Here is a 13,015-nt window from a genome sequence, read left to right as displayed (position 1 = left end):
GTTCACATCCGGAGTTCCAATGAAGAAAGTCAAAAAGGCCGTGTTCCCGGTCGCCGGGCTCGGCACGCGCTTCCTCCCTGCAACCAAGGCCATGCCCAAGGAAATGCTCACCGTCGTCGACCGTCCGCTGATCCAATATGCGGTCGAGGAGGCGCTGGAAGCGGGCATCGAGCAGATGATCTTCGTCACCGGCCGCAACAAGACCGCGTTGGACGATCAGTTCGACATCGGCTTCGAACTGGAAGCGACGATGCGATCCCGCGGCAAGTCGCTGGCCGTGCTCGATTCGACCCGGCTTGCCCCCGGCACCATCGCATCGGTGCGCCAGCAGGAGCCGCTCGGCTTGGGGCATGCCGTCTGGTGCGCACGGCACCTCGTCGGCGACGAACCCTTCGCGGTGCTGCTTCCGGACGATCTGATGGTTGGCCGGCCAGGCTGCCTCGCCCAGATGATCGCAGCCTATGAACAGGTCGGCGGCAATATCGTCTGCGTCGAGGAGGTGCCGCACGAGCGCACGGCAAGCTACGGGATCCTCAGCCCCGGCGCTCGCGACGGCAAGCTGACCGAGGTCAAGGGCCTGGTCGAGAAACCCAAGCCGGAAGAGGCACCGTCGAATTTGGGTGTGGTCGGCCGCTACATTCTCCAGCCGGAGGTTATGGCGATCCTGGAAAACAAGGAAACGGGCGCCGGCGGCGAAATCCAGCTCACCGACGCAATGGCGAAGCTGATCGGCCGCCAGCCCTTTCATGGGGTGACGGTGGATGCCGAGCGCCACGATTGCGGGGACAAGATCGGCTTCGTCAAAGCCAATATTGCGCTGGCTCTTGGCCGGGACGATGTCGGGCCGGCGATCCGCGACTATCTCGCCGGCCGCGGATGAGCTGTGCGGCGATCCTCGTCGCCGACGGCAAGGTCAGCCTGCTGACGCCGGAGCAGGCTGCCGTCTATGAGGGCAGCGGGTTCGTCTGGATCCATCTGGAGGGCACCGAGCACGAGGATCTCGCCATCCTCGGCAGCCAGGGCATACCCGACATCGCCGTCAATGCCCTGGTCGCCACCGAGACCCGGCCACGCTGCGATAGGATCGAGGATGGCGCACTCGTCAATTTGCGCGGCCCCGCAGCGGACGAGAGCGCCGGCTCGGACCGCCTCGTGTCGATCCGTCTTTGGGCCAGGCACGGCAAGGTCAATTCGGTGACCCGCTTCCCGCTCGCCGTGACGGCGCAGGTGACCGCGCAAATGGAAGCGGGGCAAATTCTCGATCCCGGCGACCTCGTCGCCGCTTTCGCGCGTGCGATCTCGAAGCAGCTCGATCCGCAGGTGGCCGATCTCGGCGACCAGCTCGACGATTGCGAGAGCAGCATGGAAGCCGGCAACGTCTACCGGTTGCGAAGCACGATCGCCGAGATTCGCTCGGAGGCGATCGCCTTCCGTCGCTTCGTCGCGCCGGACCGTGATGCGTTGCAAACCCTGGCGGGGCTGGACATGGACTGGCTCGCCGAGGAAGACCGGCTTCACATCCGCGAGGCAGCCGACCGCTTCGCCCGCATGGCGGAGGAGTTGGAAGCGGTGCGGGAGCGCGCCGCTTTGCTCCACGAGCAGCTCACCGATTTGCGTGGCGAGCTGATGGAATCGCGATCGCTCCTCATCTCGATCGTCGCCTTCATCTTCCTGCCGCTGACCTTCATCACCGGCCTGCTCGGCATGAACGTCAAGGGTATCCCGTTCGCCGAAGCGCCCTGGGCCTTCTGGGGCGTGGTCGGCTTCTGCTTCGTGATCGGTGCTGGCGTGCTCGCCTGGTTCCTGGCGCGGCATTGGCTGCGCCATTAGACGTAGGCGCTTGAGAGCGCCTACGCGAACCGCTCCTTCAATGCCAGCATGGCAATCGCCGCCTTGGCCGCTTCGCCGCCTTTGTCCTTTTCCGTGCGCCGGGCGCGAGCGAGGGCCTGCGCCTCGTTCTCGACGGTGAGGATGCCATTGCCGATGGCGAGCCCGTCGAGGGTCAGCGCCATGATCCCACGCGCGCTTTCGTTCGAGACCACTTCGAAGTGATAGGTCTCGCCGCGGATGACCACGCCGAGCGCGACGAAGCCGTCGTAACGGCCGGTGTCGGCGGCAAGCGCGATCGCTGCCGGGACTTCGAGAGCGCCTGGGACGGTGACGGTCTCGTGGCCGTGCCCCGCGTCCTCGAGCGCCGTCCGGGCGCCGTCGAGCAGCATGTCGTTGAGATGGTCGTAGAAGCGGGCTTCGACGATGAGGAAGCGGGCCATTCAGCTCTCCAGGGGGATTGGGCGCTCGCCGACGATCTTGAGGCCGTAGCCTTCGAGCGCGATCGGCGTGTGGTGGGTGTTGGTCAGCAGCACCATGTCGTGGATGCCGAGCGCGGACAGGATCTGCGCACCGCCACCATAGTCGCGAAGCTGCTCCATGTCGCGTTCGCCGCTCTTGCCGGCTCGGGCGTCGAGCAATGCGGAGATCGGCACCTGGCGCGTGAGCGCGACCAGAACTCCCGAGCCTTCCTGCTCGATCGCGCGCATCGCACCGGCAAGCAGGCCACTGCGCTTGCTGGCATCGGCGAACACGTCCTCGAACAGGCTCAGCTGATGCATGCGCACGAGCGTCGGCCGGGCGGGATCGATCTCGCCCTTGATCAACACCAGCGTCTCCGTGCCGAGCGCCTTGTTGAGGAAGGATTTGGCCGTCCAGCGGCCGCCCCAATGGCTCTCGAACGGCGCTTCCGCGGTCTGTTCGACGAGATGGTCCTTCTTGAGGCGGTAAGCGATCAGATCGCGAATGGTGCCGATCTTGAGGGCGTGGAGCTGGGCGAAGGCGACGAGATCGTCCATCCGCGCCATCGTCCCGTCTTCCTTCATGATCTCGCAGATCACGCCGGAGGGGTTGAGGCCGGCCAGGCGGGCAATGTCGACCGCCGCCTCGGTGTGGCCGGCCCGGATCAGCACGCCGCCGTCCCGCGCCACGAGCGGGAAGACATGGCCGGGCGTGACGATATGGTCCGGACCCTTCGAGGCATCGATCGCAACCGAGATGGTTCGCGCGCGATCGGCCGCGGAGATTCCGGTGGTCACGCCTTCCTTGGCCTCGATGGAGGTGGTGAAGGCGGTTTCGTGGCGGGTGCCGTTGTGACGGCTCATCAGGCCGAGGCCGAGCTGATCCACCCGGGACTTGGCCAGAGCGAGGCAGATCAGGCCGCGCCCATGCTTGGCCATGAAGTTGATCGCGTCGGGTGTGGCCATCTGCGCGGGAATGACGAGATCGCCCTCATTCTCCCGGTCCTCGTCGTCGACGAGGATGAACATTCGGCCGTTGCGGGCTTCGTCGATCAATTCCTCGGGGGAGGAGAGAAAACCCCGTTCCATCAGCGCCTCAGTTCCATCATGCGCCCGATGTAGCGAGCGAGGATATCGATTTCGATGTTGACCGGCCGGCCGGGCGCAAGATCGCGCAGCGTGGTCTGCTCGGCGGTATGCGGGATGATGTTGATCGCGAAACGGACACCATCGCTGATCGGTTCGACTTCGTTCACGGTCAGCGACACGCCATCGAGGGCGATCGAGCCCTTGGCCGCGATATAGTGCTCGATTTCGGCGGGGGCCACGATGGTCACCCGGGTGGAATCGCCAACCACCGCAGCGCCTTCGACGCGGCCGATACCGTCGACGTGGCCGGTGACGATATGGCCGCCAAGCTCATCGCCGACGCGCAGCGAGCGCTCGAGGTTGAGACGTGCCCCTTCCTGCCAGAGGCCGCCGGCGGTGCGGGAGAGCGTTTCGGCGGACAGATCGACCGCGAACCAATCCTCCCCCTTGTCGACCACGGTAAGACAGACGCCCGAGCAGGCGATGGAGGCGCCGAGATCGACTGTGGCAAGGTCATAGCCGCAGGCGATGACGAGGCGAAGGTCGCCACGCTGCTCGGCCGAGCGGACCTGTCCGACGTCGGTGATGATTCCGGTGAACATGCGGTTCCGATCACTGTCGTGCGCCGCGCTTGCGATGTGCGCCCGATGGAGGCGCAGGCCGGAAGGGGAGCACAGAAGGTTAGAGTCTGTCGCGCTCGTAGACTTCCAGCCGGTCGATTCCAAGCATCCGCGAATCGGCGAGCCGCCAACGGCGATGGGCTTCGGCGATGCTGGTGAGGCCGATATAGCCGAGCGACTGCTTGCCCTCCCCGATCAGGATCGGCGCCCGATAGAGGAGCATGCGGTCGACGAGATCGGCCTTCAGAAAGGCCGAGGCGGCACCGGAGCCGCCCTCGACAAACAGATCGTTGACGTCCTTGAGCGCATGGATCTCCTCGGGGCTGCCGAGCCGGTGCCATTCCGGGACCCCGTCGCCGCGAGTCAGCAGCGCGCGGCGTGGGGACCAGGGTTCCAGCCCGGGGAGCCGGACGTCAAGCTTCGGCCGGTCCGAGTCATAGGTGCCTCGGCCGACCAGGATCATGTCGGCACGCGCGCGCTCGCCATGAACGTGTGCCCGCGAATCCTCGCCGGTGATCCAGCGGCTCTCGCCCGAGGGCAGGGCGATCTTGCCGTCGAGCGACATGGCGAGCTTCAGGGTGACATACGGACGGCCAAGCCGGATGCGGGCGAGAAACCCTGCGAGCGAGCGCTCGGCTTCGGCGGCACGGGGGCCCGATGTCACGGCGATGCCGGCCTCCGCAAGTCGGGCAAGGCCCGCCCCATTGGTGCGGGGATCGGGGTCCCCGATCGCGACCACCACCCGCGCGACCCCGGCCTGGATGAGGAGATCGGCGCAGGCGGGCCCGCGAGGACTGGAGTGTGCGCACGGCTCGAGCGTCACATAGGCGACCGCGCCGCGCGCCTCTGCTCCGGCGTCGGCGATCGCCATGGCTTCGCCATGCGGACGGCCACCCGGCTGGGTCCAGCCGCGGCCGACGATCCGATCATCCTTGACGAGAACGCATCCCACCGACGGGTTCGGCGCGGTACGGCCGCGGCCCCGCTCGCCGAGCGCGAGAGCAGCGCCCATCCAGCGCAGGTCGTCAGTCAAATGCCGAGCTTTTCCATTTTCTGCTCGAGCCGCTTGAACTGCTGCTGCCGCTCCTTGATCGCGGCCTCGCGCCTTGCCTGATCTCTTTTCTGATCGGCGATGATCTCCGCGTCCGTGCGCTCGGCGCTCCAGCTCTCCGCGTAGATGATCTTGGGCCCCGGACGAATATTGGTGTCGCCATCGATGATGAACAGGATGATGATCGCGGTCGGCATGATGATCGCGGTTGCCAGCGCCCCCCATTGCACGGCGCTGCGCTGCTGCGCAAAGGCGCGGATGTCGGCGATCAACGCGCGTGGGGACGAAGGTTTCGGATAATAGCCCATGAGCGGAAGATAGGCCTTCGCCGCGCCTGCCGCCAGTCCCTCCTCCCGCCACGGGACACGGGAGGAGGGCGGCCTTCTGGATTATTCGGGAAGAATCCAGCGGATAGCGTTGGAGACGGTGTCGCCGACCGGGTTGCCGGCGGTGTCGCGTGCCGGCGTGAAGCGCGCCCGCTTCTGCATGATGCTGCATGTCTTGGCGTCGAGCGCCGAGGATCCGCTCGATGCGGTGACGGTGCAGCTCGCAACCTTGCCGTCCGCGCCCACGGCAAGGCGGAAGCGCGTCGTGCCCTGTTCTTCCGCACGGATGGCTGCCGCCGGATAATCGGAATCGGTCACGTAGCTCGCAAGGTTCGCCTTCGCCCGCGCGGGTTCGACCGTCTTGGGCAGCGGCGGCGGCGGCGGCATGGCGGCGCCCTGCGGCAAATCGGGAAGCGAGACGCCGGCGGTCGGGGTCAAGTCGACGTCCCGGATGTGAGTCGGCTCGGCGACCGGCGCGTCGAAGATCGGCGGGAGGTCGATCTCGGGCGTGGGCGCGGTTATGGGAGGCGTGGTCCTCGGCTCCACGACCTTTTCGGTTGGCGGCGGCGGGTTCTCGGGTGGGATCGCCTCTGGCGCGACGCGGATGATCTTGGTCCGATCCGGCTTGATCCTGATCACGTCCATCTTCGACAAAGCGACGGCGGTGAGGGCGGTCGCGTGCAACAGAATCACCACGGTCAGCGCGGTGCCGTTGCTCTTGGTTGGTTGCAGGAATGCTCCTTGGGCCATGGTTGCTCTCCTTGTTGCGTCGTCTGCTGCGACTCATGAGACATTATTACGTATCATGATGTTACAACATTACACAATAGAGGATCTGCAGAATTGTTCCTTCGGTTGCAATCCGAGCGAAGGAGGTCAGGCGCCGGCCGCGGCGCTCAGGCGCGCGATGGTCTCGTCTCGACCGATCAGGGGCAGCAGAGCCGCCATTTCAGGCCCGCTGTCGCGTCCGGTCAGCGCACGGCGGAGGGGCAGGAACAGCGTCTTGCCGGTGCGCCCGGTCTCCGCCTTGAGCGCGGCGACGAGTTGCGGCCACGGCGCCTCCGCCCAGTCGAGGGCACCGGCCGCCACGGCGGCCGCCTGCAGGAAGGGCCGCTCCTGCTCCTCCGCGATCGCCTCGACATGGCCGTGGAGGATCGACCACCAGTCGGCCGCCTCGGCGATGCTCTTGAGGTTGGGGCGGATCGCGGCCCAATCCTCTTCGCCCATTCCCTCCGGCAGCCGGTCGGCAATTGCCGCGAACGGCAGCAGGTGGATGATCCGCGCGTTGAGCGCCTTCAATTCATCGAGATCGAAACGCGCAGGCGCGCGGCCGAAGGTGGCGAAGTCGAAGGTCTCGATCAGCGGCGCCGGATCGACGATTGCCTCGACCGGAAGCGACGTGCCGAGCCGCGCCAGTTTGGCGAGGATCGCGGCCGATTCGATACCGTCCTCGCGCATGGCATCTACACCGAGCGAGCCCAGGCGCTTCGACAATTTGCCCTCCGATCCCACGAGCAGAGCTTCGTGAGCGAAGTCCGGCGGAGTCGCGCCCAGGGCCTCGAACATCTGGATCTGGAGCGCCGTATTGGTGACATGATCCTCGCCGCGGACGACATGCGTCACGTCCATGTCGATATCATCGATGGTGCTCGGCAGCATGTAGAGCCAGCTGCCGTCCTCGCGCCGGATCACCGGGTCCGAAAGCAGGGCCGGATCGAAATGCTGCGGACCACGGATCATGTCGGTCCACGCAATCGGCGCGCCATGGTCGAGGCGGAAGCGCCAATGCGGACGACGGCCCTCGGCTTCGAGACGCGCACGCTCCTCCTCCGTCAGCGACAATGCGGCGCGATCGTAAACCGGCGGCTTGCCGCGGCTCAGTTGCACTTTTCGCTTGAGATCGAGTTCCTGCGCCGTCTCGTAAGCCGGATAGACGCGGCCGGCCGCCCGCAATTGCTCGAGTGCCGCGTCGTAGCGATCGAAGCGCGCGCTCTGGCGGTGCTCTTCGTCCGGCTGCAGCCCCAGCCAGGCGAGGTCAGCCCGAATGGCGTGGACGGAGTCCTCGGTCGAGCGTTCCCGATCGGTGTCGTCGAAGCGCAGCAGGAATCGTCCCTGATGCTTTCGTGCCCAGAGCCAATTATGGATTGCGGTCCGGATGTTTCCGACGTGGAGACGGCCGGTCGGCGCGGGCGCGAAGCGAGTGACGACGTTCATGCCCGCGCTGTAGGGATGGGACAGACGCGCGGCAACAGACCTTGCCTTCCGGCGCGGCGCGCTTATGGGCTTCGAGCCAGCACATTCGGGGATCATTTCATGAAGTTGATGGCCGGCAATTCGAACCAGGCGCTGGTGAAGAACATCGCCTCCTATCTCGAGCTGCCGATCACCGAGGCCAGCGTCCGACGCTTCGCGGATGAAGAGATCTTCGTCGAGATTCTGGAGAACGTGCGTGGCGAGGACGTGTTCGTCGTCCAGTCGACGAGCTATCCGGCCAACGACAATTTGATGGAGCTGCTGATCTGCATCGACGCGCTGCGGCGCGCGTCGGCTGCGCGGATCACCGCCGTGCTCCCCTATTTCGGCTATGCGCGGCAGGATCGCAAACCCGGTCCCCGCACCCCGATCTCGGCGAAGCTGGTCGCCAATCTGATCACCGTCGCAGGCGCCAACCGGGTGCTCTCGGTCGATCTGCATGCGGGTCAGATCCAGGGCTTCTTCGATATCCCGACCGACAATCTCTATGCGGCGCCGGTCATGTCTGCCGACATCCTCGCCCGCTTCGCCGGCCGCAACATCACGGTGGTGTCGCCCGACGTCGGCGGTGTGGTTCGCGCCCGGGCGCTCGCCAAGCGACTGGACAACGCGCCGCTGGCGATCGTCGACAAACGCCGCGAGCGCCCCGGCGAATCGGAGGTGATGAACATCATCGGCGACGTCGCCGGCCGCTTCTGCATCCTGATCGATGACATCGTCGATTCGGCCGGCACCCTGTGCAACGCGGCCGCGGCGCTGCTCGAAGCGGGAGCGGAAGGGGTGGTCGCCTATTGCACGCATGGCGTACTGTCCGGAGGTGCTGTGGCACGGGTCGAAAAGAGCGCGCTCACCGAGCTGGTGATCACCGATTCGATCTATTCGGAAGCGGCCGCGGCGGCAGCCAAGGTGCGCATCCTCACCATCGCGCCGCTGCTCGGCGAGGCGATCAAGCGGATCGCCGACGAGAGCAGCGTCTCCAGCCTGTTCGACTGAGCCCCCGCGCCATTCACTCTGCCTTGCCTTTGGAGCCATGTGTCTCTATAGGCGCCGCTTCTTTCCGACTTCTGGAAGAAATCGAACGGCCCGGCCATCAGGGCTGCCGTGGCCGTTCTTAATCGTCCGCATCGCGGTCAAGGAGACGAAAATGCCCAAGCTTAAGACGAAGAGCGGCGTGAAGAAGCGCTTCAAGCTCACCGCGACCGGCAAGATCAAGCACGGCGTGGCGGGCAAGCGCCACCGGCTGATCAGCCACAACGCGAAGTATATCCGCCAGAATCGCGGTACCGAGGTCCTCGCAGCTGCCGACACGGCGCGCGTGAAGGCCTGGGCCCCGTACGGCCTGAAGTAAGGAGAACCCGACATGGCACGCGTCAAGCGGGGTACCACCACCAAGGCCCGTCACAAGAGGATCCTGGAACAGGCGAAGGGCTATTATGGCCGTCGCAAGAACACGATCCGTATCGCTCGTCAGGCCGTCGAGAAGGCCGGACAATATGCCTATCGCGACCGCAAGGTTAAGAAGCGGAGCTTCCGCGCCCTCTGGATCCAGCGCATCAACGCCGCGGTCCGCGCCGAGGGCCTGACCTACGGTCAGTTCATGCATGGCCTGAAGCTCGCCGGTGTCGATCTCGACCGGAAGGTCCTCGCCGACATTGCGATGCACGAAGGTGCAGCGTTCAGCGCGATCATCGCCCAGGCCCGCGCGGCACTTCCGGCCCAGGCCTGAACGCCTCAGCGCTGCTGAAACAGGAAAGGCGCGGAAGGAGCAATCCTTCCGCGCCTTTTTTTCATTCCCTCTCCCCTTCAGGGGAGAGGGTAGGGAGAGGGGAGACCCGTTCTAGAGCGCCGGCGCGGGAGAAGGGGCACTGCCCCTCTCCCAGCCTTTCCCCTAAAGGGGAGAGGCGTCTCACAGCTTTTCGGTCAGCTCCGGCACCAGTTTGAACAGGTCGCCGACCAGGCCGATGTCGGCGACCTGGAAGATCGGTGCGTCTTCGTCCTTGTTGATCGCGACGATCGTCTTGGACTCCTTCATGCCGGCGAGATGCTGGATCGCACCCGAAATGCCGACCGCGACATAGAGTTCGGGGGCGACGATCTTGCCGGTCTGGCCGACCTGATAATCGTTGGGCGCATAGCCGGCATCGACTGCGGCGCGGGACGCGCCGACGGCGGCGCCGAGCTTGTCCGCCAGCGGATCGATGACCTGATGGAAGGCTTCGCCCGAGCCGAGCGCGCGCCCGCCGGAGACGATGATCTTGGCGCTAGTCAGCTCCGGACGCTCCGAGGCGGCAATCTCCGCACCGACGAAGCTCGACAGGCCGGCATCGCTGCCGCCCGAGACCGCCTCGATCGTGCCGGAGCCGCCCTCGCGCGGCGCCTTGTCGAAGGCGGTGCCGCGGACGGTCAGCACCTTCTTGGCGTCGGCCGACTTCACCGTCGCGATCGCATTACCGGCGTAAATCGGCCGCACAAAGGTGTCGGCGTCGACCACCTCGATCACGTCAGAGACCTGCATCACGTCGAGCAGAGCGGCGACCCGCGGCGCGACATTCTTGCCGGTGGTCGTCGCCGGCGCGACGAAGGCGTCATGGTGGCCCATGAGCTCTGCGATGAGCGGCGCCACATTCTCCGCCAGCTGATGCGCGTAAGCGGCATCGTCGGCGACGTGGACCTTGCCGACGCCGGCGATCTTCGCGGCCGCCTCGGCGACGGCGGAGACGCCCTCGCCGGCGACGAGGAGATGGACCTCGCCAAGCTTGGCGGCGGCGGTGACTGCCGCCAGAGTGGCGTCCTTGAGATCGCCGGCTTCGTGTTCGACGAGAACGAGACTCTTCATCCGATGACTCCCACGGTGCGGAGGCGGTCGATCAGTTCGTCGACCGAGGCGACCTTGATGCCGGCTTCGCGCTTGGACGGCTCGCGCACCGACAATGTGGTCAGCCGCGGCGCGGTGTCGACGCCGTAATCGGCCGGCGCCTTGGTCGCGAGCGGCTTCGACTTTGCCTTCATGATGTTGGGCAGCGACGCATAACGCGGCTCGTTGAGGCGCAGATCGGTGGTGACGATCGCCGGCAGCTTCAGCCGCAGCGTCTCGAGGCCGCCGTCCACCTCACGCGTGACGTCGACGCTCTCGCCCGACAGCTCGACCTTGGAGGCGAAGGTGCCCTGCGCCCAGCCGAGCAAGGCGGCGAGCATCTGGCCGGTCTGGTTCGAATCGTCGTCGATCGCCTGCTTGCCGAGGATGATCAGCCCCGGCTGCTCCTCGGCCGCGACCTTGGCCAGGATCTTGGCGACGGCGAGCGGCTCGACGGCATCGTCGGTCTGGACCAGGATCGCACGATCCGCACCCATCGCCAGAGCGGTCCGCAAGGTCTCCTGCGCCTTGGCCGGGCCGATCGAGACCACGACGATCTCGGTTGCCCCACCCTTCTCCTTCAGCCGGATCGCCTCTTCGACCGCAATCTCGTCGAACGGGTTCATGCTCATCTTGACGTTGGCGAGATCGACCCCGCTCCCGTCCGCCTTCACCCGCGGCTTCACATTGTAATCGATCACCCGCTTCACGGGCACGAGCAGCTTCATCACGAATCTCCCCACAAACTTCCCCTCTCTCCGCAAGAGCACATCAGAGCATGCGCTCGATGGCTCGCCGCCGAGAGAGGGGCGGAATGTGGGCTGCGTAGCTTGCCCTTTACGTTAACGTCAAGCGACGTCCTTGACCGCCGCGACGATCTTCTGGGCCGCATCGCCGAGATCGTTGGCAGGAACGATGGCGAGGCCCGAGTCGGCGAGAATGCGCTTGCCTTCCTCGACGTTGGTGCCTTCGAGTCGCACCACCAGCGGCACCTTGAGATCGACTTCCCGCGCGGCTGCAACGATGCCGTCGGCGATGATGTCGCAGCGCATGATGCCGCCGAAGATGTTGACCAGAATGCCCTTCACGGCAGGATCGGAGAGAATGATCTTGAACGCCGCGGTCACCTTCTCCTTCGAAGCGCCGCCGCCGACGTCCAGGAAGTTGGCCGGGAAGGCGCCGTTGAGCTTGATGATGTCCATCGTCGCCATGGCAAGGCCGGCGCCGTTGACCATGCATCCGATATCGCCGTCGAGCTTGATATAGGCGAGATCATATTTTGACGCTTCGACCTCGGCCGGGTCCTCCTCGGTTTCGTCGCGCAGCGCCTCGACATCGGGATGGCGGAACATCGCGTTCGAATCGAAGCTCATCTTGGCGTCGAGCACGAGCAGCTGACCGTCCTTGCTCTCGACCAGGGGATTGATCTCGAGCATCGCGCAATCGAGCGCCATGAAGGCGTCGTAGAGCTTCCTGCCGAGCGCCTGGGCCTGCTTGTTGAGCTCGCCGCCGAGCTTCAGGGCGAAAGCGAGCGCGCGCCCGTGATGGGCCTGGAAGCCCTGAACCGGATCGATCGTGATCGTGGTGATACGGTCCGGCGTGTCATGCGCGACCTGTTCGATGTCCATGCCGCCCTCGGTCGACACAACCATGGCGACTCGGCCGGTGGCGCGATCGACGAGCAGAGCCAGGTAATATTCCTTGGCGATGTCGACTCCGTCGGTGACGTACAGGCGGTTGACCTGCTTGCCTTCGACGCCGGTCTGGATCGTCACCAACGTCTTGCCGAGCATTTCCTCGGCATTGGCGCGAACTTCGTCGACGCTCTTGGCGAGACGAACGCCGCCCTTGGCCTCCTGGCCGAGTTCCTGGAACTTGCCCTTGCCGCGACCGCCTGCATGGATCTGCGCCTTGACCACGTAGAGCGGCCCGGGCAGCTTGCCGGCGCCGGCGACGGCCTCTTCGACCGAGAGAGCGGCGTGGCCGGCCGGGACGGGGATGCCGTGCTTGGCGAGGAGTTCCTTCGCCTGATATTCGTGAATGTTCATGGGGAGGGGAGCTTCCTTGATCGGTGGAAGGGTTTGGCGGCCCTAAAGCACAGCGGCGGCGCGAAGCCAAGGGCACGCACCCCTGGGCGGACGCAGCCGCCCTACCGCATTGCTGCCGCGGCCTCCGATCCGCCATGTCTCAGCCGGACGCGCATCGCCCGCGATCCTGAGGCGGCGGATCACGCAGTCAGCGCACAGCTGACGCCGGCGCGCGTCATCACCGCATAGACCTCGGGATCGAGCGCGCCGCGATAATGATGAAGGAACTCGGCAAGGTTCATCTTCGTCTTGGTGCGCTCCTCGCTGAGCCGCCCGAGGCTGCGAAGCTGGTCCCATGACAATCTGTCGACCATCCTCTCGGCGATGCACTCCGACACCTTTTCGGAAAGTCCGGCGTCGGTCAGAGCCGAGCTGATCCGATTTTCCGCGACGGTGGAGCAGGAGGCAAGAAGCAGTGCCAGTGCGGGAAGCAGGATACGCATGGTT

At 65.7% G+C, this 13,015-nt stretch carries 16 protein-coding genes; 5 read left to right on the top strand and 11 right to left on the bottom strand.

Going from position 1 to position 13,015, the window contains the following annotated elements; translation table 11 throughout:
- The first annotated feature begins 19 nt into the window (after positions 1-19).
- Together galU and ETR14_RS10940 are read left to right on the top strand one after the other, a co-directional pair.
- The gene (galU, locus tag ETR14_RS10945) at positions 20-880 is read left to right on the top strand and encodes a UTP--glucose-1-phosphate uridylyltransferase GalU (RefSeq protein WP_129384632.1); all 861 of its coding nucleotides are present in this window, start codon (positions 20-22) and stop codon (positions 878-880) included.
- Complete coding sequence (locus ETR14_RS10940; RefSeq protein WP_129384631.1) at positions 877-1,830, top strand: zinc transporter ZntB; 954 nt, start codon at positions 877-879, stop codon at positions 1,828-1,830. Before galU ends, ETR14_RS10940 begins: the two co-directional genes overlap by 4 nt.
- Before the next feature lie 20 nt (positions 1,831-1,850).
- Here the strand turns inward: ETR14_RS10940 and ribH are convergent, their stop codons facing one another.
- The 7 genes from ribH to gltX form a co-directional block, all read right to left on the bottom strand.
- Complete coding sequence (ribH, locus tag ETR14_RS10935) at positions 1,851-2,270, bottom strand: 6,7-dimethyl-8-ribityllumazine synthase (protein ID WP_129384630.1); 420 nt, start codon at positions 2,268-2,270, stop codon at positions 1,851-1,853.
- Positions 2,271-3,377 carry a 3,4-dihydroxy-2-butanone-4-phosphate synthase gene (gene ribB / locus ETR14_RS10930; RefSeq protein ID WP_129384629.1) on the bottom strand — a complete coding sequence of 369 codons (1,107 nt, stop codon included), beginning with the start codon at positions 3,375-3,377 and terminating at the stop codon, positions 2,271-2,273. It lies immediately after the preceding gene.
- Positions 3,377-3,979 carry a riboflavin synthase gene (locus ETR14_RS10925; protein ID WP_129384628.1) on the bottom strand — a complete coding sequence of 201 codons (603 nt, stop codon included), beginning with the start codon at positions 3,977-3,979 and terminating at the stop codon, positions 3,377-3,379. Before ETR14_RS10925 ends, ribB begins: the two co-directional genes overlap by 1 nt.
- A gap of 79 nt (positions 3,980-4,058) precedes the next feature.
- Positions 4,059-5,009 carry a bifunctional diaminohydroxyphosphoribosylaminopyrimidine deaminase/5-amino-6-(5-phosphoribosylamino)uracil reductase RibD gene (gene ribD, locus ETR14_RS10920; RefSeq protein WP_129391701.1) on the bottom strand — a complete coding sequence of 317 codons (951 nt, stop codon included), beginning with the start codon at positions 5,007-5,009 and terminating at the stop codon, positions 4,059-4,061.
- 17 nt (positions 5,010-5,026) lie between these two features.
- The gene (locus ETR14_RS10915) at positions 5,027-5,356 is read right to left on the bottom strand and encodes a hypothetical protein (protein WP_129384627.1); all 330 of its coding nucleotides are present in this window, start codon (positions 5,354-5,356) and stop codon (positions 5,027-5,029) included.
- 81 nt (positions 5,357-5,437) lie between these two features.
- Complete coding sequence (locus ETR14_RS10910) at positions 5,438-6,124, bottom strand: energy transducer TonB (protein WP_129384626.1); 687 nt, start codon at positions 6,122-6,124, stop codon at positions 5,438-5,440.
- A gap of 126 nt (positions 6,125-6,250) precedes the next feature.
- Positions 6,251-7,588, bottom strand: a complete 1,338-nt coding sequence (gene gltX / locus ETR14_RS10905) for a glutamate--tRNA ligase (RefSeq protein ID WP_129384625.1) — start codon at positions 7,586-7,588, stop codon at positions 6,251-6,253.
- Between the two features lie 99 nt (positions 7,589-7,687).
- Between gltX and ETR14_RS10900 the strand changes: the two genes are divergently transcribed.
- The 3 genes from ETR14_RS10900 (at position 7,688) to rplT (ending at position 9,353) form a co-directional block, all read left to right on the top strand.
- Positions 7,688-8,620 (top strand): ribose-phosphate pyrophosphokinase, encoded by a 933-nt coding sequence (locus ETR14_RS10900; RefSeq protein WP_129384624.1) that lies wholly within the window; start codon positions 7,688-7,690, stop codon positions 8,618-8,620.
- A 151-nt stretch (positions 8,621-8,771) separates the two neighbouring features.
- Positions 8,772-8,975 carry a 50S ribosomal protein L35 gene (gene rpmI, locus ETR14_RS10895; protein ID WP_129384623.1) on the top strand — a complete coding sequence of 68 codons (204 nt, stop codon included), beginning with the start codon at positions 8,772-8,774 and terminating at the stop codon, positions 8,973-8,975.
- Between the two features lie 12 nt (positions 8,976-8,987).
- Complete coding sequence (gene rplT / locus ETR14_RS10890; RefSeq protein ID WP_106511797.1) at positions 8,988-9,353, top strand: 50S ribosomal protein L20; 366 nt, start codon at positions 8,988-8,990, stop codon at positions 9,351-9,353.
- Between the two features lie 180 nt (positions 9,354-9,533).
- On the opposite strand, the gene ETR14_RS10885 is transcribed toward rplT, so the two are convergent.
- The 4 genes from ETR14_RS10885 to ETR14_RS10870 form a co-directional block, all read right to left on the bottom strand.
- Positions 9,534-10,463 carry an electron transfer flavoprotein subunit alpha/FixB family protein gene (locus ETR14_RS10885; RefSeq protein ID WP_129384622.1) on the bottom strand — a complete coding sequence of 310 codons (930 nt, stop codon included), beginning with the start codon at positions 10,461-10,463 and terminating at the stop codon, positions 9,534-9,536.
- Complete coding sequence (locus tag ETR14_RS10880; protein WP_129384621.1) at positions 10,460-11,209, bottom strand: electron transfer flavoprotein subunit beta/FixA family protein; 750 nt, start codon at positions 11,207-11,209, stop codon at positions 10,460-10,462. Before ETR14_RS10880 ends, ETR14_RS10885 begins: the two co-directional genes overlap by 4 nt.
- Before the next feature lie 120 nt (positions 11,210-11,329).
- Complete coding sequence (gene sucC / locus ETR14_RS10875; RefSeq protein ID WP_129384620.1) at positions 11,330-12,529, bottom strand: ADP-forming succinate--CoA ligase subunit beta; 1,200 nt, start codon at positions 12,527-12,529, stop codon at positions 11,330-11,332.
- Between the two features lie 179 nt (positions 12,530-12,708).
- Positions 12,709-13,011, bottom strand: a complete 303-nt coding sequence (locus ETR14_RS10870; protein ID WP_129384619.1) for a hypothetical protein — start codon at positions 13,009-13,011, stop codon at positions 12,709-12,711.
- Positions 13,012-13,015: the final 4 nt, after the last annotated feature.

This window comes from Sphingosinicella sp. BN140058 (assembly GCF_004135585.1).
GTDB lineage: Bacteria > Pseudomonadota > Alphaproteobacteria > Sphingomonadales > Sphingomonadaceae > Allosphingosinicella.
This window is presented reverse-complemented; position numbering and strand designations above follow the sequence as displayed.

What these genes read in the sequence shown, in the direction of transcription:
- ETR14_RS10900 (WP_129384624.1), top strand. Translation starts at nt 7,688, where the DNA reads ATGAAGTTGATGGCCGGCAATTCGAACCAGGCGCTGGTGAAGAACATC.
- ETR14_RS10870 (WP_129384619.1), bottom strand. Translation starts at nt 13,011, where the DNA reads ATGCGTATCCTGCTTCCCGCACTGGCACTGCTTCTTGCCTCCTGCTCC.
- rpmI (WP_129384623.1), top strand. Translation starts at nt 8,772, where the DNA reads ATGCCCAAGCTTAAGACGAAGAGCGGCGTGAAGAAGCGCTTCAAGCTC.
- ETR14_RS10915 (WP_129384627.1), bottom strand. Translation starts at nt 5,356, where the DNA reads ATGGGCTATTATCCGAAACCTTCGTCCCCACGCGCGTTGATCGCCGAC.
- ribH (WP_129384630.1), bottom strand. Translation starts at nt 2,270, where the DNA reads ATGGCCCGCTTCCTCATCGTCGAAGCCCGCTTCTACGACCATCTCAAC.
- gltX (WP_129384625.1), bottom strand. Translation starts at nt 7,588, where the DNA reads ATGAACGTCGTCACTCGCTTCGCGCCCGCGCCGACCGGCCGTCTCCAC.
- ribB (WP_129384629.1), bottom strand. Translation starts at nt 3,377, where the DNA reads ATGGAACGGGGTTTTCTCTCCTCCCCCGAGGAATTGATCGACGAAGCC.
- ribD (WP_129391701.1), bottom strand. Translation starts at nt 5,009, where the DNA reads ATGGGCGCTGCTCTCGCGCTCGGCGAGCGGGGCCGCGGCCGTACCGCG.
- rplT (WP_106511797.1), top strand. Translation starts at nt 8,988, where the DNA reads ATGGCACGCGTCAAGCGGGGTACCACCACCAAGGCCCGTCACAAGAGG.
- ETR14_RS10880 (WP_129384621.1), bottom strand. Translation starts at nt 11,209, where the DNA reads ATGAAGCTGCTCGTGCCCGTGAAGCGGGTGATCGATTACAATGTGAAG.
- sucC (WP_129384620.1), bottom strand. Translation starts at nt 12,529, where the DNA reads ATGAACATTCACGAATATCAGGCGAAGGAACTCCTCGCCAAGCACGGC.
- ETR14_RS10925 (WP_129384628.1), bottom strand. Translation starts at nt 3,979, where the DNA reads ATGTTCACCGGAATCATCACCGACGTCGGACAGGTCCGCTCGGCCGAG.
- ETR14_RS10885 (WP_129384622.1), bottom strand. Translation starts at nt 10,463, where the DNA reads ATGAAGAGTCTCGTTCTCGTCGAACACGAAGCCGGCGATCTCAAGGAC.
- galU (WP_129384632.1), top strand. Translation starts at nt 20, where the DNA reads ATGAAGAAAGTCAAAAAGGCCGTGTTCCCGGTCGCCGGGCTCGGCACG.
- ETR14_RS10910 (WP_129384626.1), bottom strand. Translation starts at nt 6,124, where the DNA reads ATGGCCCAAGGAGCATTCCTGCAACCAACCAAGAGCAACGGCACCGCG.
- ETR14_RS10940 (WP_129384631.1), top strand. Translation starts at nt 877, where the DNA reads ATGAGCTGTGCGGCGATCCTCGTCGCCGACGGCAAGGTCAGCCTGCTG.